The following is a 24,195-nucleotide window of genomic DNA, read 5'->3' on the forward strand; positions in this document are numbered from 1 at the left end:
CCCCGGTGCAAACGCGGGCCCTCCGCGGTGCGCGCGGAGTCGGGCGCGGGCGGCGGCGGGCGCCGGGCGGCGAGCGCGGGCACCGAGCCCGGGCGCCGGACGAGGAACCGACAGGCGAGACGGTGCTTACGGCGATCGTTAGGTGGACATAGCATCGGTCTCCGCAATGGACATGATGACGCTCTGGCACCTCACCGGCTGGGAGTTCGCCGCCCTCGCCTTCGCCGCCCTGCTCGTGGGCTTCTCCAAGACCGCCGTCAGCGGGGCGAACACGGTCAGCCTCGCCCTCTTCGCAGCGGTGCTGCCCGCCCGCGCCTCCACCGGCGTACTGCTGCCCCTCCTCATCGCCGGTGACGTGCTCGCCGTCCTCACCTACCGGCGGCACGCCCACTGGCCCACGCTGTGGCGGCTGTTCCCGGCGGTCGCGGCCGGTGTCGTCGTCGGCACCGTCTTCCTGACGTGGGCGGACGACGAGGCCGTGGGGACGTCGATCGGGGCGATCCTGCTGCTGATGGCCGCGGTGACGGTATGGCGGCGGCGGGCGGCAAACCGGGCCGCGAGAACCGCCTCCGGGGCCGAGCGCGAACGGGGCGAACGGAACGGCCCGGACGGGGTCGCCTCCCGGGCCGGCCGGATCAGGGCCCGCTCGTACGGCGTCCTCGGCGGCTTCACCACCATGGTCGCCAACGCGGGCGGACCGGTGATGTCCCTGTACCTGCTGTCCGCCGGCTTCCGGAAACTGGGGTTCCTCGGGACCTCGGCGTTCTTCTTCCTGATCGTCAACACGTCCAAGGTGCCGTTCAGCGTGGGCCTCGGACTGATCAACGCGGAGTCACTGCTGCTCGACGCGGCGCTCGTGCTGTTCGTCGTTCCCGGCGCGCTGCTCGGGACATGGGCCGTCGGCCGGATCAACCAGCGGCTGTTCGAGCACCTGGTGATCGCGGCGACGGTGGTGGGCGGCCTGCAACTCCTGCTGCGCTGAGGAGGGAGCCGTTGCGGTGCGCGCCCGGCTCACCGTCCGAGGAAGGGACCCTGCCCTTCCGGTACGTCCGGGAGGTCCGGGTGATGCCGGAACCGGCTCGGGGCCGCCGTACGGCCGACCGTCGCCGCCAGTTTGCGCAGCCGCCGCCAGTTCAGGCGCGGGGGGGCCTGGGCCGCGCCGGGCCGTTTGCGCGGGACGCGGACGCGGAGCGCGCCGGGCGCGATACGGCAGCGGACGGGCGCGGGCAGCAGCAGCGCCTCACCGTCGACCCCGGCCTCGATCTCCGCCCGGTCGCCCTCGACGAGGACCTCGGAGGCGGTCAGGTTGGTGAGGCGGCCCCGCGAGGGATCCAGCAGCAGCACGGCGGCGTCTACCGCGCTCTCGACCTTGACGCCGAGGACCCCGAGCACCCCCGTGTCCAGCCGCTCCCGTCGGCCGAGGCCGAAGGGGTCGTCGGTGCGGTAGGGGTTGTTGCTGACCAGTACGGCCTGCGGATTGTCGAGCGCCGTGTCCCCCACGTGGGCGACCAGCCGGGCGCCCTGCTGGCCGGTGAGCAGGTCGGGCAGCAGGTCCAGGCTGGTGCCGATCTTGTCGTCCCGGTAGGCGGGGCTCTGCACGATCGACGCGTACGCGCCGAAGGACGCGTTGTTCACGAAGGGCTGGTCACCGGCGAAACCCAGATCGACGCGCAGCTCCACCCCGTCGGTGAGCGCGTCCAGGCAGGCCGCCGGATCGCCGCGGTCCAGGCCCAGGTCCAGGGCGAAGTGATTGCGGGTCCCGGCGCTGATGACCAGGAACGGGACGTCGTGCTCGGCGGCCACGGCCGCGACCAGCGCCTGCGTGCCGTCACCGCCCGCGGCGCCCAGCAGGTCCGCGCCGCCCGCGACGGCCTCCCGGGCCATCGCCATCACGTCGTTCTCCTTGTCCGGATCGAGCAGGACGACCCGGGCGCCCAGCCGTTCCGCCTTCTCCCGCAGCCGGTAGCGGCCCACCTTGCCGCCGCCCGACCGCGGATTCATGATGAGCACCGCCCGCCGGGGCGGCGGAGTCCGCTGTTCCCCCGGCCGTCCGCGCAGCCGCTCGCTTCCCGTCCCGCGCAGCGCGAAACGGCCGCTCCACACGGACAGCGCCCACAGGGCCAGCGACAGCGGGAGGGCCCAGAACAGGATGACCGCGTACACGGTGACGACGGCCGCGGGCACACAGACGGCGACCAGCGCGGCCACCCAGCGCAGCGGCCCCCGCAGGGTCAGCGTCCACCACAGGGCGGCGGCACTGACGGCGAGCCCGACCGCACCGCAGAGCAGCACCACCAGGCCTCGCGTGCCGCCGTAGACGAGCGGGATCACCACCGCGAGCGCGGCCGCGGCCAGCGCCGCCCGTGCGGCCCACCGCTGGGCCCGGTAGGCCCGCCTGCTCAAGTCCACGGCCATGACTCCTCCAGTCGCCGGCGTCATCGTAGGGCGTACGGGGCCGGGGGCGAGACCGGGTTCCGTGACCCGGTCACGGCTCATGTCCGACATCCGTGGGCCTGCCCCGTTCCCGTACCCGCCATGATCCGTTCCGGCCCTCGCCGTGACGCGGTCCGGCCCTCGCGGCGCCCCTTTCCCGGGCCCGCCGCACGCCCTCCGGCAACCGGCCCGGTACCTGCGGCCGCGGCTGCCTCGTACCGGCCCCGTACGCTCGACGCCATGTCCCCGCAGCCGTCGCATCCGCCGCGACCCTCGCGCCCCTCACCCTCGTTGCCGCCCCCGCACGTCCTGCTCCTCGGCGGCACCACCGAGGCACGCGAACTCGCCGCCGAGCTGACCGCCCGCCCCGGCGTACGGGTGACCACCTCGCTCGCCGGGCGCGTGGCGCGGCCCGGAGCGGTCGCGGGCGAGGTGCGCGTCGGCGGCTTCGACGGGGCCCGAGGACTCGCCGACTGGCTGCGCGACCAGCGCGTGACCGCCCTGATCGACGCCACCCATCCGTTCGCCGGGACGATCACGGCGAACGCGGCTCGGGCCGCGACCGCGACCGGCCTGCCCCTGGTCGTCCTGCGCCGCCCCGGCTGGCAGCCGGGCCCCGGCGACCGCTGGCACCCGGTCCCCAGCCTGGAGGCCGCCGCCGACCTGTTGCCCCGGCTCGGGCAGCGGGTCCTCCTCACCACAGGCCGCCTCGGTCTCGCCGCCTTCGCACACCTGACCCGGCTCCACTTCGCCGTACGGTCGGTGGAGCCCCCCGAGCCGCCCATGCCGCCGCACACCCGTGTCCTGCTGGCCCGCGGACCGTTCGGCGTGGCCGACGAGACGGCTCTGCTGCGCGAGCACCGCATCGACGTCCTGGTGACCAAGGACAGCGGGGGACCGGCGACCTCCGCCAAACTCACGGCAGCCCGCGGACTCGGCCTGCCGGTCGTGGTCGTCAGCCGCCCGCCCCTTCCGGAAGGCGTGAGCGCGGTGCCCGACGTCGCGGGCGCCCTGGAGCGACTGGAGTCCCTCTGAGGCGCCCCGGGGCCCACGCGTCCCCGGGGCGCACCTGCCTACAGGGCTCATCCGTCCCCGGGGCTCATCCGTCCCCGGGATTCCGGCGCAGCAGGTACGTGTCCATGATCCAGCCCTTGCGCTCGCGGGCCTCGGCACGCAGCTCCTCGATCCGGGGCGCCGCCTCGGCAAGCGGTCCGGCCACGAGGATCTCGTCCGGGGTGCCTATGTAGGCGCCCCAGTAGATGTCGACGTCCTGGTCCACGTACCGCCGGAAGGCCTGGTGGGCGTCCAGCATCACGACCACGTCGTCCACCCCCTGCGGGAAGCCCTCCGAGAGCCTCCGGCCGGTGGTGATCTGGACCGGTCGGCCGACCCGGTTGAGTCCCGTACGGTGCCGGGCGACGAGGGCGGAGACACTGCTGATCCCCGGAACGACGTCGTAGTCGAAGGCGACCTCGCCCCGCGCCAGGACCTCCTCGAGAATCGCGAGCGTACTGTCGTACAGCGAGGGGTCGCCCCACACCAGGAACGCGCCGACCTGGTCCTCGCCCAGCTCATCGGCGATCAGCCGGGCGTAGATGTCCGCGCGGGCGCTGCGCCAGTCGTCGACGGCGGGGGAGTAGGCGACGCCGCCGGCCCGCCGGTCCCGCTCCGGGTCGCGCGCCTCCACGACGCGGTACACCCGCTCCGGCAGGTGCACGTCGAGCATGTCCCGGCGGAGGCCGGTCAGGTCCGCCTTCACCTCACCCTTGTCGAGGAGGAAGAACACGTCCGTGCCGCGCAGCGCCCTGACCGCCTGCAGGGTCAACTGGTCGGGGTCGCCCGCACCGATACCGATGACATGAATCTTTCGCACGCCCCGAGTCTGCCGCACGCCACCGACGCCGGGCCCACCGCCTCCACATCTCCCCCTGCCGCCCGCCCCGTTGCAGGGGCCGCCGTCCAGGAACCTCCCGGAACCTCCCTCCCTACGAGCCCTGCCCCCGCGCCCCCGCCCGCAGCCGCGGCGCCCGCGCCCCGGCGTCCACGGGAACGCCGTCCCCCCGCTCGACCTCCGCCGCCAGCTCCCTGGCCCACGCGACGACACCGCCGAGGTCGATCCCGTACGGACGCGCCCTTCCCGCGCCCGCCGCCCACTCCTCGGCCGAGCCCGCCCCGCGCCGCAGCAGCCGCGCCCCGCCGGTCACGTTCCCGCGCGCCGTGTGGGTGAGCCCCACAGCGAGCTGGGCGAGCCCCCGCCACAGCTCCCGCTCCTCCTCGGGCCCCGACTTCCAGGCGTCCTCGAGCACCTCGTGCGCGTGGAACGGCTTCCCCTCGTCCAGCAGCCGCTGCGCCTCGGCGACGCTCTCCAGCGGCGGCCGGACCACCCCCTCCGGCTGCCGCGGCACGCCCTGCGCCCCGTAGGGCAGCGGCCGCCCCAGCCCGTCCCGGGGCCGCGCGCTGCGCGCCCGCCCGTCACCGTCCCGGTCGCGTGCGTCGCCCGCCCGCTCGGAGGCGGTCCTGTCGTCCTGCTGCCGGAAGATGCCGTCCTTGCTGCCCATACCCCGATTGTCCCGTGCCCGGACCGCTTTCGGTCCGGGCACGGCCGTGGGGTACAGTACGGACCGCGCGCTCACGCGGTTCACCGCACGTGAGCGCATCGGGACGTGGCGCAGCTTGGTAGCGCACTTGACTGGGGGTCAAGGGGTCGCAGGTTCAAATCCTGTCGTCCCGACTCGAGAGAGTCGCAGGCAAGGGCCGGTGCCGGAGATGTCCGACACCGGCCCTTCGGCCTGTTCGGGGGCGGTACAGGTTTGCAGGACCGCCGTCCAGGAGCGAGCAACCGCACCGACGGCGTCTCCCGGAACGGGAGCGCCGGCCGTGGAGGAGAGGACGACGGCAGCCCCGAGCGCGATGGCCCGGCGCCACCGCCGTCCTCACGCGGTCGCCTCATGCGCCGCGGTCATCCCGTCGCGTGCCGGAGATACTCGGTCAGGGCCTTGCCCGGCCGGAACGTGACCGTCTCGCCGTCCGTCCGGAAACTGCCGAAGCTGCCCAGGACGACCGTCTCCCCCCTCCGGAGGGCCTCGGCGATCGAGCCCGGATGTTCCACGGTCCCGAAGAGGGCGTCGAGCGCACGCTCGGCATGCTCGGGGGTGAGCCGGCTGCCGTCGCCGTTGTGCGCCGCATTGCCCGCGGTCGCCTCGATCAACTGGGTCCTGTCCATGTGTCCTGCCTGTTCGCCGGGGAGCCGGGGAGCCGAAGCCTGCGATGCCACGATCGTGGCATCCGGTGCCCGGTGCATCTCCTGACGGGCGTGCGGGTGGGGGAGGGGGCCCCGCGTCACGGTGCGACGTCCTGGCCCCCACCGGGGGACGGTGAGCCATTCGGCGGCACACCGCTCGCTGATCCACCGGACCGCGGTTGTGATGTGGGTGTCCTCTCCTCCCTCAGCAGAAAGCGAGTCATTCGTGTTGGTCAAGAAGCTGCACGAGGCCGGAATCCGGGCGGAACACGCCTACACGGCCGGTTTCGTCTCCATCGGTCTGTCCGTCGTCTCCTGGAACGCCTCACTGCGGGTGGAGAAGAAGGGAGAGGAGCGCGCCGATCGGTGGGGCATCTTCGTCGGAGAGTGGGCCCCCACCTTCTTCGCCCTCGGCCTGGCGTTGTCGACCTACGAGAAGTAGTACCGGCGGCACACCGGGACGGTGTCCGGGACATCGCTCCCGGAACGTGCCCGGTATCGCATCGGCGGTGACTTCCGGGTCCGGCCCCTCCCCGGCCCGACCCCGCTCGTGAGCTGCGGGGCGCACGGTGGTCCTTCACCCTGGAAGGAGAGAAACCGAGCTTCCCGCAGCCCACAGTGAGGGGAACCGGAATGGCAGACAGCCGTGGTGAGGGAAAGAAGCCCGAGAAAGGCGACAAGGTCGTCTGGAGCAGTCACGGAAGTCGGACCGAGGGCGAGGTGGAGAAGGAGATCACCGAGCGGACGGAAGCCGCGGGACGAACGGTGGACGCCTCGCCGGACGACCCGCAGTACCAGGTCCGCAGCGAGAAGTCCGGCAGGTCCGCGGTGCACAAGCCGTCCGCCCTGAAGAAGAAGTGAGGCCGCGTGGACGGTGACGAGCGGGAAAGGACCTGGGGCGCATTCCGTGAGCCGGTGAACACGGAGCCGGCCGAACCGGAGAAGTGGCCGGCCTCGGAACAGCCACGGAACGCCGGACAGGACAGGGGCGGGGGGAGTCCACGGGGCACGCCTCGAGCCGCCGGATCGTGGATGTCCTGCGCGCGAGGAAGGGCGACCTCGCGGACGACGACCACCGGCACATGCGGAAAGTCGTCGGCCACGTTCGGCGGCATCCGGCCCAGCGGCCCTCGGGCGACGTCCGGGACACCCGGTGGCGGTATTCGCCCATGAACCGGGGCCACGACCCGCCGGCATGACAAAGGCCGTGTCAGGGGCGCTTCCCCACGCCGCTGCGGGGCGCATGAAGAGCATGCCGGAAGCCGGGACAGTGCCGGTGTCCGTGAGCAAGGTGCCGCAGGTCATGGACGGTGCGCCGGTGCACCGACCATACTGATCGGGCCCCTGGTCACTCACAGAACGACTCCATGGTCAAAAACAGCACTCCCACGCCCACCGTCCCCGACACCGTATGGCTGGCACGCGGGCGCCACCCGGGCCCCGAGCCCGAGCTGGACGTCCGGCGCAACCTCATCGCCCTCAAGGCGGCCGGAGGCCTCGACGACTTCCTGGAGCTCGACCCCGTCGAGGCGGTCCGGTCCACCGTCCTGCATCCCCGGGACGCCTCCGCCGACCTCGGCCCGTCGGCCCGCCGCCTCTTCGAGGCCCGCTGGCGTGTGGCCGGGGACATCACGGTGCGCGCGCAGCTGACCACGTACGACCCGCAGGTCCGAGGGGCGGAGGCCGAGGGGGTCACCTGGATCCTCGTCGCCGAGGCGGAGCGCGCGTGGGACGCTCGCTGGCCGTCGCCCGCCACCCTGTTCTGGCCGGACAGCAGCCAGGTCGAGTGGGACCACGACACGGTCCCCGGTGTGCGCCTGCGGACGGTGAACCACTTGCCGAAGGACGACGACGACGTGCGCCGCCGGTTGCGGGACTGCGCGCGCAGCAGCTGGTTCGTCCACGTCGTGGTGCACGAGGCGATGACACCGGACGCGCGCGGGCAGCGGCCGGTCGCGGAGTTCCTGCCGCCGAGCCTGCGGCACCGGGTGGTCGAACACCGGGGCACGCCGGAGCAGGCCCGGATCGCCGACTTCGCGCTGCAACGGGAGCTGAAGCTGCGGATGCCGCGCGGAGGCGCCGTCGTCCTGCCCACGGTGCCGCAGCAACCGGGTTACGACCCGGAGCACTTCACGGTACGCACCATCTTCCTGGACGGCTCGGAGCCGGTCGAGTTCCTCGGCCGGATCATCGAGTCCGCCGCACTCCCGAGGCCCCTGCCGTCCGGGGCCGAGCAGGCCCTGACGCGGCTGCGCGAGGGCTGGCACCTGCTCAGCCCGGACGAGGAGCTGGCCCACGCCCAGGACATGGTCGCCAGGTACGCCCACGCGCTCGAAGCCATGACGGAGTCCCGTGACCTGTACCGGGAAGCGGCCGAGGCGGCGCAGGCCGCACTCGCCGAGGTGACCGCCGGTGACGGCGTACCCCGGCCACCCGCGCCGGAACCGGCGGCCGGGGAGGAGGGCTCGCCGCTCAGCAGCCTCACCAAGGCGTTCGGCCGCTTCCGGGCCACGAACAAGTAGGCCGCTCCCCGCCGTCCGGGAGACCGGCGCCGGGGCCGGCGCCGGACAGGTGGCGCCGGCCCCGGCAGCTCGGCCACGAACCGCCGGTCCTGCCGCCGGCCGGAGCGTCCTCCGCGGCCCAGGGGGAGAAGAACCCGGCGGCGGTGGACCCGTGCCTGGAGCCGGCGCCGGCGCCGGAGCAGCGGGCACGGCTGGACGCGGCGCACCGGGACGCCCGGGGCACCCGCCCCGGGCCCGCCGAAGGGCACCCGCTCAGGATCTGACCAGCAGCTGGAAGTCGAACGAGTAGCGTGAGGCGCGGTAGACGTGGGCCGCGTACTCCACCGCGCGCCCCGTGTCGTCGTAGGCGGTGCGGTGCATGGTCAGCAGGGCGGCACCCTCCTTCTCGTCCAGGCGGGACGCCTCCCCGGCGGTGGCCGAACGGGCACCGACGGTCTGCCGGGCGCTGTGCAGGGGGATGCCCGCCGCACGCATCATGCGGTACAGGCCGGTCGACTCCAGCCGGGCGTCGTCCAGTTCCAGCAGGCCCGACGGGAGGTAGTTGCACAGCAGGGCGACCGGCCTGCCGTGGGTGCGGCGCAGACGTTCGAGGAGGACCGCTTCCCCGCCCTCGGGCAGACCCAGGGCCGCCGCCACGCCGGGGGGCGCCGGGACCGTCTCGTGGCGGACGACCTCCGTGCTCGGGCCCTGCCCGGCCGCCTCCAGGTCGTCGTAGAGGCTGCTGAGCTCCAGGGGGCGCCTGACCTGGCTGTGCACCACCTGGGTGCCCACCCCACGCCGCCGCACCAGCAGTCCCTTGTCGACAAGGGACTGGATGGCCTGGCGGACCGTGGGGCGGGACAGGCCGAGGCGCACCGAGAGGTCGACCTCGTTGCCCAGCAGGTTGCCCGGGGCGAGGACGCCCTGCACGATCGCCGCTTCCAGCTGCTGGGCGAGCTGGTGGTACAGCGGCACCGGACTGCCCCGGTCCAGGGGGAAGTCCAGTGAGCTGAGCGCGGGTCCGGTCACGGCACGGGCCGGGCCACCGGTCTTCGCCATGGACGTACCTTCCTGTCGCGGAGCGCTCCCGGGGCAGGAGCCGCTCGGGGGACCGGGGGTCAGGAGTTGCTCGGGAAGCCGAGGTTGATGCCCCCGTCGGACGGGTCCGGCCAGCGCGTGGTGATGACCTTGCCCTGGGTGTAGAAGGCGACGCCGTCGTTGCCGTAGATGTGGTGGCTGCCGAAGAGGGAGTCCTTCCAGCCGCCGAAGGAGTGGTAGCCCACCGGGACCGGGATCGGCACGTTGACGCCGACCATGCCCGCCTTCACCTCGAGCTGGAAGCGGCGGGCGGCGCCGCCGTCCCGGGTGAAGATCGCGGTGCCGTTGCCCCAGCGGGAGTCGTTGATCAGCGCGACGGCCTCGTCGTAGGTCTCCGCGCGGACCACGCACAGCACCGGACCGAAGATCTCGTCCCGGTAGGCGTCCGCGGTCAGCGGCACCCGGTCGAGCAGCGAGACCCCGACGAAGAAGCCGTCCTCGTGGCCGTCGACCGTCAGCCCCGTCCCGTCGAGCACGACCTCGGCGCCCTGCGCCGCCGCGCCCGCCACGTACGAGGCCACCTTGTCGCGGTGCTCGCGGGTGATCAGCGGGCCCATCTCGGAGGCCGGGTCGTTGCCCGGACCGATGCGGAGCTTCCTGGCCCGCTCCGTGATCCGGCCGACCAGGTCGTCGCCGATGTCACCGACCGCGACCACGACCGACACGGCCATGCAGCGCTCGCCGGCCGAACCGTACGCCGCGTTGATCGCCTGGTCGGCGGCCAGGTCCAGGTCGGCGTCGGGCAGGACCAGCATGTGGTTCTTGGCGCCGCCCAGGGCCTGCACCCGCTTGCCGTGTTCGGTCGCCTTCAGCTGGATGTGCCGGGCGATCGGGGTGGAGCCGACGAAGGAGACGGCCTCGATGTCGGGGTGTTCCAGGATGCGGTCCACGGCCGTGCGGTCGCCGTGCACGACGTTCAGCACACCGTCCGGCAGGCCCGCCTCGGTGGCCAGTTCCGCGAGGCGGACGGAGGCCGACGGGTCCTTCTCGGACGGCTTCAGCACGAAGGTGTTGCCGCACGCGATGGCCAGCGGGAACATCCACATCGGCACCATGGCCGGGAAGTTGAACGGCGTGATGCCGGCGACCACGCCCAGCGGCTGGCGGATCGAGGCGACGTCGACGCGGTTGGAGACCTGCGTGGACAGCTCGCCCTTCAGCTGCACGCTGATCCCGCAGGCCAGCTCCACGATCTCCATGCCCCGCGCGACCTCGCCGAGGGCGTCGGAGTGCACCTTGCCGTGCTCGGCGGTGATCAGCTCCGCGATCTCGTCGCGGTGGGCGTCCAGCAGCTCGCGGTACTTGAACAGGATCGCCGTGCGCCTGGCCAGCGACGAGGTGCCCCAGCTCCCGAAGGCGTCCTTCGCGGCGGCGACGGCGGCGTCCACCTCCGTGGTGTCCGCGAACGCGACCTGCTTCTCCTGGGCGCCGGTGGCCGGGTTCCAGACGGGGCCGAAACGGCCGGAGGTGCCTTCGGCGGGCTTGCCGCCGATCCAGTGGCTGATGGTCTTCATGAGAGCGGACGACCTTTCACGTGCGGTGAGTCGATACGGGAGGGCTCGAGATCCCGGGCCCGGGATTCCGGGCCCGGGGTGCCGGCGGGGCGGTGCGACGGTGCAGGGGCGCAGCGGTTCAGAGGTGGCGGCGGCGGCCGGCGACCTGGGCGTCGTACCGTTCGCGCGCCCGGACGGCGGCCTCGCGGGAGGCGACCTCCGCCACCGGCACGTCCCACCAGGCCTCGGCCGGGGGAGCGGTGGGCGCCGGGTCCGTCTCGACGTACACACAGGTCGGACGCTCGGCGGCGCGGGCCTCGGCCAGGGCGTGGCGCAGCTCCCCCACGGTCTTGGCGCGCAGCACGTCCATGCCCAGGCTGGCCGCGTTCGCCGCGAGGTCCACGGGCAGCGGGGCACCGCTGAAGGTGCCGTCCTTCGCCCGGTAGCGGTAGGCGGTGCCGTAGCGCTCGCCGCCGGTCTCCTCGGACAGGCCGCCGATGGAGGCGTACCCGTGGTTCTGGATCAGCACCAGCTTCACCGGCAGCCGCTCCTGGACGGCCGTGACGATCTCCGTCGGCATCATCAGGTACGTGCCGTCGCCGACCAGCGCCCACACCGGTGTGCCGGGTGCGGCCTGCTGGACGCCGATCGCGGCCGGGATCTCGTAGCCCATGCAGGAGTAGCCGTACTCCAGGTGGTACTGGCGCGGGCTGCGTGCCCGCCACAGCTTGTGCAGGTCGCCGGGGAGCGAACCGGCCGCGTTGATCACCACGTCCGCGTCGCCCACGACCGCGTCGAGCGCGCCGAGCACCTGGGTCTGGGTCGGTACGGCGTTCTCGTCGCCGGCGCGGTAGGCGGCCTCGACGACCTGCTCCCAGCGTTCCTTCCCGGCTGCGTACCCGGCCTCGTACGCGGCGTCCACGCGGTGCCCGGCCAGCGCCCCGGCCAGCGCTTCCAGACCGGTCCGCGCGTCGCAGACCAGGGTGTGCGCTCCCAGCTTGTGGGCGTCGAAACCGGTGATGTTGAGGTTGAGGAAGTGCACGCCCGGGTCGGCGAAGAGGGTGCCGGAGGCGGTGGTGAAGTCGGAGTAGCGGGTGCCGACGCCGATCACCAGGTCGGCGGTGCGGGCCAGTTCGTCGCTCACCGCCGTGCCGGTGTGGCCGATGCCGCCCAGGTCGGCCGGGTGGTCGTGGCGCAGGGAGCCCTTGCCGGCCTGGGTGGAGGAGACCGGGATGCCGGTGGCGTCCACGAGGGCCCGGAGTGCTTCCTCGGCCTCGCTGTGGTGGACGCCGCCACCCGCGACGATCAGCGGGCGCCGGGCGGCCCGTACGGCCTTGGCCGCCGCCTCCAGCTCGACGGGGTCCGGCGCCGGACGCCTCACCCGCCAGACGCGGTCGTCGAAGAACTCCCGGGGCCAGTCGAACGCCTCGGCCTGCACGTCCTGCGGCAGGCAGAGGGTGACGGCGCCGGTCTCGGCCGGGTCGGCGAGCACCCGTACGGCGTTCAGCGCGGACGCGATCAGCGCTTCGGGGCGGGTGATCCGGTCGAAGTAGCGGGAGACGGGGCGCAGTGTGTCGTTGACGGACAGGTCCGCCTCGACCGGGTGCTCCAGCTGCTGGAGCAGCGGGTCGGCCGCGTGCGAGGCGAAGCAGTCGCCGGGGAGCAGCAGCACCGGCAGCCGGTTGACGGTGGCGAGCGCGGCGCCGGTGACCAGGTTGGTGGCGCCGGGGCCGATCGAGGTCGTCACGGCCTGCGCCGACAACCGGTTGAGCTGGCGGGCGTGGGCGACGGCCGCGTGCACCATGGCCTGCTCGTTGCGGCCCTGGTGGTACGGCATGACATCGGCGTACTCGACGAGCGCCTGCCCGACGCCCGCCACGTTGCCGTGGCCGAAGATGCCCCACGTGCCCGCGATCAGCCGGTGTCGTACGCCGTCCCGTTCCGTGTACTGGGCGGCCAGGAACCGCACCAGGGCCTGGGCGGTCGTCAGTCGGCGGGTGGCGGCGCTCATACGGACCTCTCCGGGGCGGTGTAGAGGGGCAGGCGGGGGTCGAGGGGCTGGTCGGGCCAGGTGAAGCGGATCCAGGCGTGGTCGGGATGGTCGCAGATCAGCCAGGCGCGTTCGTCCTCGGGGCCCGCCATGACGTTGAGGTAGTACATGTGGTGGCCGGGCACGGCCATGGACGGCCCGTGCCAGCCGTCCGGGATGAGTACCACGTCGCCGTCGCGCACCTCGGCCAGGACGTCCGTGTCCCGGCCCGGACCGGACGGGGAGACCCGCTGGTAGCCGAGGCCGGGGATGCCGTCGTGGTCCGCGAACTCGAAGTAGTAGATCTCCTCCAGCACGGACTCCTCGCCCGGCCGGTGCTCGTCGTGCTTGTGCGGCGGGAACGACGACCAGTTGCCGCCGGGGGTGATCACCTCGACCGCGATCAGCTTGTCGCACTCGAACGTGCCGGCCGCCCCGAAGTTGTTGACCTGACGGGAGCAGGTGCCGGTACCGCGCAGTTCCACGGGGACGTCGGAGGCGGGTCCGTAGCGGGCGGGAAGCCGCCGGGTGCAGCGGGCGCCGGTGAGTGCGAACCGTCCGCCGCCGACCGACGTGACGGTGGCGCGGGCGTCGCGCGGCACGTAGGCGAAGTCGGTGACGCCGTCGAACACGCCGGTGCGGCCGACGAGTTCGAACGAGTCGTGGCCGAAGTCGTCGGCGGCGGCGACCGTGCAGCCGCCGCTGAGCGGCAGGACGATCCACTCGCTCCCGCCGGTGTCGAAGGTGTGCGTGCCGCCCGGCTCCAGCTCCAGCACACGCAGGCTGGAGTGGTCCCAGCCGGCCGACTCGGGGGTCACGTCGACACGGTACGGGCCGGCCGGGGCACGGTCCGCGGGAAGGTGATGGGTCATGGCAGCCTTTCCGGTCACAACCGGCTCATGGTTCACAGTTCACAACAGGATCAGCAGACTCGTGGTTCACGGCCGACGTACCGTTCACAGCAGGCTCACGGCCGTGTCCACCGCTTCCTCCACACTGCCGCCGGCCGGGTAGAGAAGTGAGCGGCCGACCACCATGCCCTGCACGGAGGGCAGCTTCAGCGCCTTGCCCCACCGCTCGTACGCCGCCTCCTGGTCGCCGACCTCGCCGCCGAGCAGGACCACGGGCAGCGTGGAGCTGCGCAGGACCTCCGCCATGTCGTCGGCGTTCTCGGTGACGGGCAGTTTCAGCCAGGTGTAGGCGGAGGTGCCGCCGAGTCCGGAGGCTATGGCGATGGAGCGGGTGACGGCCTCGGCGGACAGGTCGTTGCGGACCCTGCCGTCGACCCGGCGCGAGATGAACGGCTCCACGAACACCGGGAGCCGGCGCTCGGCCATGGCGTCGACGGCGCGGGCGGTGGACTCCAGGGTGGTCAGGGACCCCGGGTCGTCGTAGTCGATGCGGACCAGCAGCTTGCCCGCGTCGAAGCCGAACCGCTCGATGTCCTCGGGACGGTGGCCGGTGAAGCGGTCGTCCATCTCGAAGGACGCGCCGGCCAGACCTCCGCGGTTCATCGACCCCATGACGACCTTGTTCTCGAGCGCGCCGAGCAGCAGCAGGTCCTCGAGGATGTCGGCGGTGGCCAGCACTCCGTCCACGCCGGGCCGGGACAGCGCGAGGCACAGCCGTTCCAGCAGGTCGGCGCGGTCGGCCATGGCCAGGGGCCGGTCGCCGATGCCGAGCGCACCCCGCGCGGGGTGGTCGGCGGCCACGATCATCAGCCGTCCGCCGTCGCCGATCAGCGGACGGCGGGCCCGGCGGGCCGCCGCCTCGGCGACGGCCTCCGGATGCCGGGCCCGGACCATGGTGAGGTCACAGATGCTGAGGTTCAAGGAAGGACTCCGTTCAGGACTGGCTCGGCAGGCTCGGGTCGCCCGGCGGCACGGCCCGCGTGAGGAGGTCCGCGACTTCCGGCCCGGTGGGCATGGCGGACGAACAGGCCAGGCGCGAGGCGACGAGGGCGCCTGCGGCGTTGGCGTGGCGCATGGTGCGCTCCAGGTCCCAGCCCGAGAGCAGACCGTGGCAGAGCGAGCCGCCGAAGGCGTCGCCCGCGCCGAGGCCGTTGACCACGTCCACCGGGACCGGCGGCACCTGTGCGCGGGTGCCGTCGCGGTGCACGGCGAGCACGCCCCGGGGGCCCTGCTTGACCACGGCGAGTTCCACCCCGGCCGCCAGCAGCGCCTCGGCGCACGCCTCGGGCTCGCGCACCCCGGTGGCGACCTCGCACTCGTCGAGGTTGCCGACCGCGACCGTGGCGTGCCGCAGTGCCCGGCGGTAGTGGGGGCGGGCCTCGTCGGGGTCGCGCCAGAACATCGGGCGCCAGTCCAGGTCGAACACGGTGGTGCCCGCCTTGGCGCGTGCCTCGAGCGCGTCGAGCGTCGCCCGGCGGCTCGGCTCCTCGCTCAGGCCGGTGCCGGTGATCCAGAAGATCCCGGCCGCGCGGACGGCGGCGAGGTCCAGTTCGGCGGTGTGGATCTCCAGGTCGGGGGCCTTGGGCCGGCGGTAGAAGTACAGGGGGAAGTCGTCCGGCGGGAAGATCTCGCAGAAGGTGACCGGCGTCGGGTACGCGGCGACCGGTGTGACCCACCGGTCGTCGACGCCGAAGTCCCTCAGGGCCTCGTGCAGATAGGTGCCGAACGGATCGTCCCCGGTACGGGTGATCACGGCCGTGGAGCGGCCGAGCCGGGCGGCGGCCACCGCCACGTTCGCGGCCGAACCACCGAGGAACTTTCCGAAGGTCTCGACCTTTGTCAGCGGAACGCCGGTCTCCAGTGGGTAAAGGTCGACCCCGATGCGGCCCATGGTGATCAGGTCGAAATACTGTGGTGCGTCTGAGTCGGTCATCGAGCGAAGCTCCTCGAACTACTGGGGATGCGGGTCCCGGGGTGCCCTGCCACGGTGGGGACGTGGAAGCCGGGGGACCTGCCGCCTCTCAGGTGTAGGTCTCGGAGGGCGGCGGTGTCAATAGTTTGTACTTACATTCGGACTAGCAAGTGAAATGATGTCTTAACAAAGTATTGACAGAGTGCGCGTCAGGGACTTTGATCCCGTCCCAGCACGACAGCTGTTTCGCACGACGACACAGACCCGGACGTCCGAGGCTCCGGGGAGGACTCTCGGACCCCCGCCCCTTTTCCGCGTAGCACAGTGAGGTGCAGGCAAGATGGACCGCTCTTCTCACCACCGCCCCCGCAGAATCGTGCCCTTCGTCGCGGTGGCCGCGGCGGCCGCCCTGACCCTCGCCGGCTGCTCCAGCGGCTCCGGCGGCAAGGAGGCCGAGGAAGGCGGTGGCGACGGCGCGTCGGCCGGCAAGGCGAGCACGCCCGAGATGACCGTCGCCCTCGTGACCCACCAGGCGCCCGGCGACACCTTCTGGGACATCGTCCGCAAGGGCGCCGAGGCCGCCGCCGCGAAGGACAACGTCGATCTCATCTACTCCGCCGACCCGAACGCGGGCAACCAGGCCAACCTGGTGCAGAACGCGATCGACCAGAAGGTCGACGGCATCGCCGTCACCCTCGCCAAGCCCGACGCCCTCAAGAGCGTCCTCGCCAAGGCGGAGAAGGCCGGCATACCCGTCGTCGGCCTCAACTCCGGCCTCAGCGACTGGAAGGACCTCGGCCTGCTGGAGTTCTTCGGCCAGGACGAGTCCGTGGCCGGCGAGGCCTTCGGCAAGAAGCTCAACGAGGTCGGCGCCAAGAACACCGTCTGTGTCGTCCACGAGCAGGGCAACGTCGGCCTGACCCAGCGCTGCGACGGTCTGAAGGAGACCTTCGAGGGCGAGACCCAGATCCTCAACGTCAACGGCACCGATATGCCGTCGGTGAAGTCGACGATCACCGCCAAGCTCAAGCAGGACTCCTCCATCGACTACGTCGCCACCCTCGGCGCCCCCTTCGCACAGACCGCGGTGCAGTCGGTCGGCGACGCCGGCAGCGAGGCGAAGGTCGCCACCTTCGACCTGAACAAGGAACTGACCAAGGCGATCCAGGCCGGCGACATCGGGTTCGCCGTGGACCAGCAGCCCTACCTCCAGGGCTACCTCGCCGTCGACGGCCTGTGGCTCTACGAGAACAACGGCAACTACAGCGGCGGAGGTGAGCAGCCGGTGCTGACCGGCCCCGCGTTCGTCGACGAGTCCAACGTCGACGCGGTCGCCGAGTACGCCGCGAAGGGCACCCGGTGATGAGTATGACCCGACAGGCTGAGCCGGCGGTGACCCCACCGCCGGCCCCCGGCCCGAAGGCGACCGACGGCCGCACCGCGCGGCGCCCGCTGGCCCTGCGGCTGCTGGCCCGGCCCGAGGTCGGCGTCTTCCTCGGCGCCCTGGCCGTCCTGATCTTCTTCCTGATCACCGCCCCGCCCATGCGGGACGGCAGCTCGATGGCGAACATCCTGTACCAGTCGTCGACCATCGGGGTCATGGCCCTGCCGGTCGCGCTGCTGATGATCGGCGGCGAGTTCGACCTGTCGGCCGGTGTCGCCGTGGTCACCTCGGCGCTCACCGCGAGCATGCTCGCCTACCAGCTGTCCATGAACGTCTGGGTGGGCGTGATCGTCGCCCTGGCGGTGTCCCTCGCCGTCGGCCTGTTCAACGGCTGGTTCCTGGTCAGGACGGGGCTGCCCAGCTTCCTGGTCACCCTCGGCACCTTCCTGATCCTGCAGGGCGTCAACCTGGCGGTGACCAAGCTGGTCACCGGGAACGTGGCGACCGACGACATCAGCGACATGGACGGCTTCGAGCAGGCCAGGGCCGTCTTCGCCTCGAGCTTCGAGGTCGGCGGCGTCCAGGTGAAGATCACCGTCGTGTGGTGGCTGGCCTTCGCGGTCCTGGCCTCCTGGGTGCTGCTGCGCACCAGGTACGGCAACTGGATCTTCGCGGTCGGCGGCAACAAGGAGAGCGCCCGCGCCGTCGGTGTGCCGGTGACGTTCACCAAGATCTCCCTGTTCATGCTGGTCGGCTTCGGCGCCTGGTTCGTCGGCATGCACCAGCTGTTCTCCTTCAACACCGTGCAGTCCGGCGAGGGCGTGGGCCAGGAGCTCATCTACATCGCCGCCGCGGTGATCGGCGGCTGCCTGCTGACCGGCGGCTACGGCAGCGCGATCGGCCCGGTCTTCGGCGCCTTCATGTTCGGCATGGTGCAGCAGGGCATCGTCTACGCCGGCTGGAACCCGGACTGGTTCAAGGCCTTCCTCGGCGTGATGCTCCTGGGCGCCGTCCTCATCAATCTGTGGGTCCAGCGCACGGCGACCCGGAGGTGACCGCAATGACCGACGACACGACCGGCACCCACGGCGGTGTCCTGCAGGACACCGCCCCCGAGGGGAAGCACCCCCTGGTCGAGCTCCGCGGAGCCGGCAAGTCCTACGGCAACATCCGCGCCCTGCACGGGGTCGACCTGGCCGTCCACCCCGGCCGCGTGACCTGCGTGCTCGGCGACAACGGCGCCGGGAAGTCCACCCTCATCAAGATCGTCTCCGGGCTGCACCAGCACACCGAGGGCGAGTTCCTCGTCGACGGCGCCCCGGTACGGTTCTCCACCCCGCGCGAAGCCCTCGACAAGGGCATCGCCACCGTCTACCAGGACCTCGCCGTCGTCCCGCTGATGCCGGTGTGGCGCAACTTCTTCCTCGGCTCGGAGATGACCAGGGGCCCCTGGCCGGTCCGCCGTCTCGACATCGAGCGGATGAAGAGGACCGCCGACGAGGAACTGCGCAACATGGGCATCGTCCTGGACGACCTGGAACAGCCCATCGGCACCCTCTCCGGCGGCCAGCGCCAGTGCGTGGCCATCGCCCGCGCCGTCTACTTCGGCGCCCGCGTCCTCATCCTGGACGAGCCCACCGCCGCCCTCGGCGTCAAGCAGTCCGGTGTGGTGCTGAAGTACATCGCCGCCGCCCGCGACCGCGGCCTCGGCGTCATCTTCATCACCCACAACCCGCACCACGCCTACATGGTCGGCGACCACTTCAGCGTCCTGCGCCTGGGCACCACGGAACTCTCCGCCGCCCGCAGCGAGGTCTCCCTGGAGGAACTCACCAACCACATGGCCGGCGGAACCGAACTCGCCGCACTCAAACACGAACTGGCGCAGGTCCGCGGCGTCGACGTCGAGGGGCTCCCCGAGGAGGGAGACCTCCAGGCCCCCGCAGTGGCATCCCCGGAAGGAAAGTCCTGACATGGCAGTCGCACTCGACCGCATCAGGGTGGGCTCCGCCCCCGACTCCTGGGGCGTCTGGTTCCCCGACGACCCGCAGCAGGTGCCCTGGCAGCGCTTCCTCGACGAGGTCGCCGAGGCCGGCTACTCCTGGATCGAACTGGGCCCCTACGGCTACCTCCCGACCGACCCGGCCCGCCTGGCCGACGAGGTGAAGAAGCGGGACCTCAAGGTCTCCGCCGGCACCATCTTCTGCGGACTGCACCGCGGCCCCTCCGAGTGGGAGTCCACCTGGGAGCAGGTCAGCCGGGTCGCCTCGCTCACCCGGGCCATGGACGCCAAGCACCTGGTCGTCATCCCGTCCTTCTGGCGCGACGACAAGACCGCCGAGATCCTGGAGCCCCCGGAGCTCAGCACCGAGCAGTGGGGCCACCTCGCCGAGGGCATGGAGCGCCTCGGCCGCCGGGCCCGGGACACCTACGGGCTCGACATCGTCGTCCACCCGCACGCCGACACCCACATCGACACCGAGGAGCACGTCGAGCGCTTCCTCGACTCCACCGACTCCTCCCTGGTCAACCTGTGCCTCGACACCGGGCACTACGCCTACTGCGGCGGCGACAGCGTCAAGCTCATCGAGACCTACGGCGAACGCATCGGCTACCTGCACCTCAAGCAGGTCGACCCGGACATCCTCACCGACGTGGTCGCGAACGGGATCCCGTTCGGTCCCGCCGTGCAGCGCGGAGTGATGTGTGAACCGCCCGCCGGAGTACCGGAGCTGGGCGCGGTCCTGACCGCCGCCCAGAAGCTGGACGTGGACCTGTTCGCGATCGTCGAGCAGGACATGTACCCCTGCGAGCCGGACAAGCCGCTGCCGATCGCGGTCCGCACCCGCAGGTTCCTGCGCTCCTGCGGCGCCTGAAACCGTCGCCGGACGACCCGGAAGGGAGGCGGGAGCCGTGCACGGCAACCAGCCCCTGGGCATCGCCGTCATCGGCACGGGCCGCATGGGCGCGGACCACGTGCGCCGGATCGACCGGGTGATCAGCGGCGCACGGGTCGCCGCGGTCGCCGACACCGACGCGGAACGGGCCAATGCGGTGGCCGCGGGCATCGACGGCTGCACCGCGCACACCGACCCGGCCGCCGCGATGGCGGTGGCCGGGGTCGACGCGGTGCTCATCGCCTCCCCGGGACCGGCCCACGAGGCCGCCCTGCTCGCCGCGTTCGAGCTGGACCTGCCCGTCCTGTGCGAGAAGCCGCTCACCCCCGACGCGGCCTCCGCGCTGCGCGTCGTCGAAGCCGAACAGGCACTCGGCCACCGCCGGATCCAGGTCGGCTTCATGCGCCGCTACGACACCGAGTACGTCCGCCTCAAGGCGCTGCTGGGAACAGGGCAGCTGGGCCGCCCCCTGATGCTGCACAACCGGCACCGCAACGTGGCCAGTTCGCCGTTCTTCACCAGCTCCATGCTGATCACCGACTCCGTCTCCCACGAAGTCGACGTCACCCGCTGGCTGTTGGGTCACGAGATCACGGCGGTCACGGTGCTCGCCCCCGACTCCTCCGCCGGGGCGCCCGACGGGCTGCGCGACCCGCAGTTCGTCGTCCTGGAGACCGACGGCGGCGCGCTGAGCGACGTCGAGATCTTCGTCAACTGCGGCTTCGGCTACCAGGTCCAGGCCGAGGTGGTCTGCGAACGCGGCACCGCCCGCGTCGGCGACGGCCACCACCTGGTCACCCACACGGCCGGCCGCTGGGGCGGCACCATCACCCAGGACTGGACCGAGCGCTTCGCCCAGGCCTACGACGACGAGCTGCGGGCCTGGGTCGACACCACCCGCCGGGGCGGGGTCGACGGACCCAGCGCCTGGGACGGCTACGCGGCGGCCGCCGTCTGCGAGGCCGGCGTCCGGGCCCTTCAGGAGGGCTGCCGCGTGCCGGTCGAACTGGCGGAGAAACCGGCGCTGTACCGGTGAGGTGACGTGATGTGCGGGGGCCGGGGGCCCGTACCGCCGCTCAGGCCTGCCGTACTTCCTCGACGGTGACGGGGCGGTGCTCGTGCAGGGACAGGGTGCAGGCGTCGGCGATCCAGCCCGCCTCCAGAGCGTCCGCCACCGTGCACGGGGACGGCCGGGAGCCGGCCACGACCTCGGTGAACGCGGTGAGTTCGGCGCGGTAGGCGGCGGTGAAGCGGTCCATGAAGAAGTCGTGCGGGGTGTCCGCGGGGAAGGCCGCCCCGGGCTCCACCGACCGCAGCGGCAGCTTGTCCTCCAGACCGACCGCGATGGAGTCCGCGAAGCCGTGGATCTCCATGCGGACGTCGTACCCCCGGGCGTTGTGGCGGCTGTTGGAGACCACGGCGATGGTGCCGTCGTCCAGGGTGAGGATCGCGCCGGTGGTGTCGGCGTCGCCCGCCTCCTTGATGTAGTCGGCGCCCCGGTTGCCGCCGACCGCGTACACCTCGGTCACCTCGCGGCCGGTCACCCAGCGGATGATGTCGAAGTCGTGCACGGAACAGTCACGGAAGATCCCGCCGGACGCGGCGACGTACGCGGCCGGCGGCGGCGCCGGGTCCAGCGTGGTCGAGCGCACGGTGTGCAGCCTGCCCAGCTCCCCGCCGCGCACGGCCGCCCGCGCGGCGACGAAGCCCGCGTCGAAGCGGCGGTTGTAACCGATCTGGATCGGCACGCCTCGGCCCTCGACCGCCTTCAGCACCCGCACCCCCTCGGCCATCGTGCGGGCCACCGGCTTCTCGCAGAACACGGGGACACCCGCCTCGACACAGGCGAGGATCAGCCCGGGGTGGGCGTCGGTCGCCGCGGCGATCACCACGCCGTCCACGCCGGCGCCGAGCACGGTCTCGGGGGAGTCCGCGACCTCGGCGTCGAAGCGCTCGGCGGCGGCCTTCGCGGCGTCCGCGAACGGGTCGGAGACGACGAGCGACTCGACGGAGTCGAGCCCGGAGAGGGTCTCGGCGTGGAAGGCGCCGATACGGCCGAGACCGAGGATTCCGATGCGCATGGGGGTGGTGCTCCTTGGGTGCGGGGTGCGGGGTGCGGGGCGTGGGTGCGGTCTTGCGCGGGGGGAGGGAGCGGGGCGTGGCGGGTGCTGCCCTGTCAGTCGAGGCCGCCGAGGACGTTCTGGTCCCAGTCGATCACGGAGCCGGTCACCACGCCGGAGCGGTCGGACAGCAGCAGGACCACGAAGTCGGCGATCTCGTCCGGCCGGCCCAGTCTGCCCATCGGCAGCCGGGCGGCGGCCCGCTCGCGCCAGTCGTCGCCGGCACCGTGGAAGGTGCGCTGGGTGGCGTCCTCGCCCTCGGTGGCGGTCCAGCCGATGTTCAGCCCGTTGATCCGGATCCTGTCCCACCGGTGGGCGTGCGCCGCGTTGCGGGTGAGTCCGACGAGTCCGGCCTTCGCGGCGACGTAGGGCGCCAGGAAGGGCTGCCCGCCGTGCGCCGACGAGGTGATGATGTTGACGATCGTGCCGGGCTCCTCGCGCCGCACCATGTCCGCGACGGCGGCCTGCATGGTGAAGAACGGTGCCTTGAGGTTGATCGCGATGTGCTGGTCGAACAGCTCGGGTGTGGTGTCCAGCAGGGTCCCGCGCGAGGTCAGCCCCGCCGAGTTGACCAGGCAGTCGACCCGGCCGTACGCCTGTACGGCCTCGGCGACGGAGCCCCTGGCCTGCTCGGCGTCGGCCAGGTCGGCGCGGACGAACACCGCCCTGCCGCCCGCGGCGGTCAGCTCCGCCACGAGGGCCTCACCGGGCTCGGACCGCCGCCCGGTGACGGCCACGGCCGCCCCCGCGCGGACCGCGGCCCGCGCGACGGCGGCGCCGACACCCTGGCTGCCGCCGTTGACGAGGACGACCTTGTCGTCGAGAAGTCCCATGACCGTGTCCCGGTTCCCTTCAGCTCTCACGTCGTCCGGCGCCGGCCCGCAGCGCCTCCCGCAGGGTGCGCACGGTCCAGTTCTCGCGCAGTGCCCGCCGTACGAGGTCCGCCTGCGAGGGCGGGGCCAGGCCGTCGACGGGCGGGTCGTTGTCGAGGTTGGTGGGGAAGGGGTAGCCCTCCGCGCTCGCCGCGATCACGTTCTCCTGCCACTGCTCGCCGGCGCCCTCCGCCCGGCTCTTGAGCAGCACCGGGTAGACGACACCCGTCACGGTCTCGCGGTCCACCGTCTCCATGGCCCGTCCGAACGCGGAGGACACCTGGAGCAGGTTGGCCATGCGCCGGACGTCCGCCGAGCGGTTGGCGCCGGCGGCGTGGAACAGCGCCGGGTTGAAGAAGACCGCGTCGCCCTTGGCGAGCGGCAGCTGTACGTGGTGCTCCTCGAAGTACGCCCGGAACCCGGGGAGCCGCCAGGCGAGGTAACCGGGCCCGTACTTCTGCGAGTGCGGCAGGTACAGCGTGGACCCGGACTCGACGGGCATGTCGCAGTGCGCGACCGCGCCCTGCAGCGTGAGCGCGGGGGAGAGGCGGTGCACGTGCGCCGGGTAGGCGGCGGCGACCTCGCTGGAGAGGAAGCCGAGGTGGTAGTCGCGGTGCACGGTCTGGGCCGCGCCACCCGGGTTGACCACGTTCACCTGGGAGGTGACCTGGTAGCCGGGGCCGAGCCAGGCCGCGGACACCAGCGCGATCACGTCGTTGGCGTAGTAGTCGGCGAAGGCCTGCGGATCGTAGAGGGCGGCCTTCTCCAGGGCGTTCCACACCCGGTCGTTGGCGCCCGGCTTGGCGAAGTGGTCGCCGGCGGTGGCGCCCGTGGCGCGCTGCTCGGCGATCAGCGCGTCGAACACGGCGGTGGCCCGGTCCACGACCGCCGGGTCGGGGAAGGCGCCCCGGACGACCACGACGCCGGGGCCGTCGGCGAGGGCGCGCACGAGCTCGGCCTGGACCTCGCGCCGGTCGGCGAGGGCGAGCCGGTCGGCGTCGTAGAGCAGCACGTTCTGCTCCACGGCGGCGGCGTGCGGGTGGGCGGCGAGGTCCGTGGTCCGCTCGACCAGGGCGCGGAAGGCGTCCAGGTCGCAGTCCTGCCCGGACAGCCAGGGCCGCCGCTCCGCTGCCTGCGCGGGGGTGCCGGCGGACGGCTGGACCGGGGTGGAGGCGGTGGAGAAGGACATGATCGTCCTTTCGGGTCACGTTTCGGGTCACGGGGACGCGGCTCTGTCATTCTTGTCAGTACAAAGCCTTCGAACAACCAGCAGCCAGCCATCAAAAACCCCTCAGGAGTCTCAG

General features: G+C 72.4%; 23 protein-coding genes, 1 tRNA gene and 1 pseudogene. 12 read left to right on the forward strand and 13 right to left on the reverse strand.

Features of this window, described 5'->3' with window-relative positions; genetic code table 11:
• Positions 1–166 precede the first annotated feature (166 nt).
• Positions 167–982, forward strand: a complete 816-nt coding sequence (locus tag TU30_RS19005; protein WP_042171613.1) for a sulfite exporter TauE/SafE family protein — start codon at positions 167–169, stop codon at positions 980–982.
• Positions 983–1,011: 29 nt separating this feature from the next.
• On the opposite strand, the gene TU30_RS19010 is transcribed toward TU30_RS19005, so the two are convergent.
• Entirely contained in the window at positions 1,012–2,415 is a 1,404-nt protein-coding gene (locus TU30_RS19010; protein WP_042171614.1) for a diacylglycerol kinase family protein, read from the reverse strand.
• A 258-nt stretch (positions 2,416–2,673) separates the two neighbouring features.
• Here TU30_RS19010 and TU30_RS19015 point away from each other — a divergent pair, with 258 nt between their 5' ends.
• The gene (locus TU30_RS19015; RefSeq protein ID WP_042171615.1) at positions 2,674–3,468 is read left to right on the forward strand and encodes a cobalt-precorrin-6A reductase; all 795 of its coding nucleotides are present in this window, start codon (positions 2,674–2,676) and stop codon (positions 3,466–3,468) included.
• Between the two features lie 64 nt (positions 3,469–3,532).
• On the opposite strand, the gene cobF is transcribed toward TU30_RS19015, so the two are convergent.
• A complete protein-coding gene (cobF, locus tag TU30_RS19020; RefSeq protein WP_042171674.1) occupies positions 3,533–4,306 on the reverse strand; it encodes a precorrin-6A synthase (deacetylating) in 774 nt (257 codons plus the stop codon).
• A 112-nt stretch (positions 4,307–4,418) separates the two neighbouring features.
• Positions 4,419–4,991, reverse strand: a complete 573-nt coding sequence (locus TU30_RS19025; protein WP_042171616.1) for a DUF309 domain-containing protein — start codon at positions 4,989–4,991, stop codon at positions 4,419–4,421.
• Between the two features lie 99 nt (positions 4,992–5,090).
• On the opposite strand from TU30_RS19025, the gene TU30_RS19030 reads away from it, so the two are divergent.
• Positions 5,091–5,164 (forward strand) — tRNA-Pro (locus TU30_RS19030).
• A 228-nt stretch (positions 5,165–5,392) separates the two neighbouring features.
• On the opposite strand, the gene TU30_RS19035 is transcribed toward TU30_RS19030, so the two are convergent.
• Positions 5,393–5,656 (reverse strand): HU family DNA-binding protein, encoded by a 264-nt coding sequence (locus TU30_RS19035; RefSeq protein WP_042171617.1) that lies wholly within the window; start codon positions 5,654–5,656, stop codon positions 5,393–5,395.
• A gap of 244 nt (positions 5,657–5,900) precedes the next feature.
• On the opposite strand from TU30_RS19035, the gene TU30_RS19040 reads away from it, so the two are divergent.
• The 4 genes and pseudogenes from TU30_RS19040 (at position 5,901) to TU30_RS19055 (ending at position 8,196) form a co-directional block, all read left to right on the forward strand.
• A complete protein-coding gene (locus TU30_RS19040) occupies positions 5,901–6,116 on the forward strand; it encodes a hypothetical protein (RefSeq protein WP_176726263.1) in 216 nt (71 codons plus the stop codon).
• A gap of 191 nt (positions 6,117–6,307) precedes the next feature.
• Positions 6,308–6,535 carry a DUF2945 domain-containing protein gene (locus TU30_RS19045; RefSeq protein ID WP_042171619.1) on the forward strand — a complete coding sequence of 76 codons (228 nt, stop codon included), beginning with the start codon at positions 6,308–6,310 and terminating at the stop codon, positions 6,533–6,535.
• Positions 6,536–6,541: 6 nt separating this feature from the next.
• Positions 6,542–6,873, forward strand: a pseudogene (locus TU30_RS19050) (DUF3140 domain-containing protein).
• A gap of 168 nt (positions 6,874–7,041) precedes the next feature.
• The gene (locus TU30_RS19055; protein ID WP_042171620.1) at positions 7,042–8,196 is read left to right on the forward strand and encodes a hypothetical protein; all 1,155 of its coding nucleotides are present in this window, start codon (positions 7,042–7,044) and stop codon (positions 8,194–8,196) included.
• Positions 8,197–8,448: 252 nt separating this feature from the next.
• Here the strand turns inward: TU30_RS19055 and TU30_RS19060 are convergent, their stop codons facing one another.
• The 6 genes from TU30_RS19060 to iolC all read right to left on the reverse strand — a co-directional run bounded on the left by TU30_RS19060 (position 8,449) and on the right by iolC (position 15,639).
• On the reverse strand, positions 8,449–9,234 hold the full coding sequence (locus tag TU30_RS19060) for a GntR family transcriptional regulator (RefSeq protein ID WP_042171621.1): 786 nt from the start codon (positions 9,232–9,234) through the stop codon (positions 8,449–8,451).
• 59 nt (positions 9,235–9,293) lie between these two features.
• On the reverse strand, positions 9,294–10,787 hold the full coding sequence (locus TU30_RS19065; RefSeq protein ID WP_042171622.1) for a CoA-acylating methylmalonate-semialdehyde dehydrogenase: 1,494 nt from the start codon (positions 10,785–10,787) through the stop codon (positions 9,294–9,296).
• A 118-nt stretch (positions 10,788–10,905) separates the two neighbouring features.
• Positions 10,906–12,777: a 3D-(3,5/4)-trihydroxycyclohexane-1,2-dione acylhydrolase (decyclizing) gene (gene iolD / locus TU30_RS19070; RefSeq protein ID WP_042171623.1), complete on the reverse strand. Its 1,872-nt coding sequence runs from the start codon at positions 12,775–12,777 to the stop codon at positions 10,906–10,908.
• On the reverse strand, positions 12,774–13,667 hold the full coding sequence (gene iolB, locus TU30_RS19075) for a 5-deoxy-glucuronate isomerase (protein ID WP_042171624.1): 894 nt from the start codon (positions 13,665–13,667) through the stop codon (positions 12,774–12,776). Before iolB ends, iolD begins: the two co-directional genes overlap by 4 nt.
• Positions 13,668–13,751: 84 nt before the next feature.
• On the reverse strand, positions 13,752–14,627 hold the full coding sequence (locus tag TU30_RS19080) for a hypothetical protein (protein ID WP_042171625.1): 876 nt from the start codon (positions 14,625–14,627) through the stop codon (positions 13,752–13,754).
• A gap of 13 nt (positions 14,628–14,640) precedes the next feature.
• On the reverse strand, positions 14,641–15,639 hold the full coding sequence (gene iolC / locus TU30_RS19085; protein WP_042171626.1) for a 5-dehydro-2-deoxygluconokinase: 999 nt from the start codon (positions 15,637–15,639) through the stop codon (positions 14,641–14,643).
• A 319-nt stretch (positions 15,640–15,958) separates the two neighbouring features.
• Here iolC and TU30_RS19090 point away from each other — a divergent pair, with 319 nt between their 5' ends.
• Genes TU30_RS19090 through TU30_RS19110 form a run of 5 tightly spaced genes read left to right on the forward strand, consistent with a single transcriptional unit; the run spans position 15,959 to position 20,935 of the window.
• A complete protein-coding gene (locus tag TU30_RS19090; protein ID WP_042171627.1) occupies positions 15,959–16,981 on the forward strand; it encodes a sugar ABC transporter substrate-binding protein in 1,023 nt (340 codons plus the stop codon).
• A complete protein-coding gene (locus TU30_RS19095) occupies positions 16,981–18,057 on the forward strand; it encodes an ABC transporter permease (protein WP_042171628.1) in 1,077 nt (358 codons plus the stop codon). The genes TU30_RS19090 and TU30_RS19095 overlap by 1 nt, the downstream gene beginning before the upstream one ends.
• 5 nt (positions 18,058–18,062) lie before the next feature.
• Positions 18,063–18,974, forward strand: coding sequence for an ATP-binding cassette domain-containing protein (locus TU30_RS19100; RefSeq protein WP_042171629.1), 912 nt, complete (start codon positions 18,063–18,065; stop codon positions 18,972–18,974).
• Position 18,975: 1 nt separating this feature from the next.
• Positions 18,976–19,878, forward strand: a complete 903-nt coding sequence (locus TU30_RS19105) for a sugar phosphate isomerase/epimerase (RefSeq protein ID WP_042171630.1) — start codon at positions 18,976–18,978, stop codon at positions 19,876–19,878.
• Positions 19,879–19,915: 37 nt separating this feature from the next.
• On the forward strand, positions 19,916–20,935 hold the full coding sequence (locus TU30_RS19110; RefSeq protein ID WP_042171631.1) for a Gfo/Idh/MocA family protein: 1,020 nt from the start codon (positions 19,916–19,918) through the stop codon (positions 20,933–20,935).
• Between the two features lie 40 nt (positions 20,936–20,975).
• Here TU30_RS19110 and TU30_RS19115 read toward each other — a convergent pair whose 3' ends face one another.
• From TU30_RS19115 to TU30_RS19125, 3 genes are all read right to left on the reverse strand, one after another.
• Positions 20,976–21,980: a Gfo/Idh/MocA family oxidoreductase gene (locus tag TU30_RS19115; protein ID WP_042171632.1), complete on the reverse strand. Its 1,005-nt coding sequence runs from the start codon at positions 21,978–21,980 to the stop codon at positions 20,976–20,978.
• A gap of 95 nt (positions 21,981–22,075) precedes the next feature.
• A complete protein-coding gene (locus tag TU30_RS19120) occupies positions 22,076–22,852 on the reverse strand; it encodes an SDR family oxidoreductase (protein WP_042171633.1) in 777 nt (258 codons plus the stop codon).
• A 19-nt stretch (positions 22,853–22,871) separates the two neighbouring features.
• Entirely contained in the window at positions 22,872–24,080 is a 1,209-nt protein-coding gene (locus TU30_RS19125; protein ID WP_042171634.1) for a phytanoyl-CoA dioxygenase family protein, read from the reverse strand.
• Positions 24,081–24,195 lie beyond the last annotated feature (115 nt).

The sequence above is a fragment of the Streptomyces sp. NBRC 110035 genome (genome assembly GCF_000829695.1).
Taxonomy (GTDB): Bacteria; Actinomycetota; Actinomycetes; order Streptomycetales; family Streptomycetaceae; genus Streptomyces.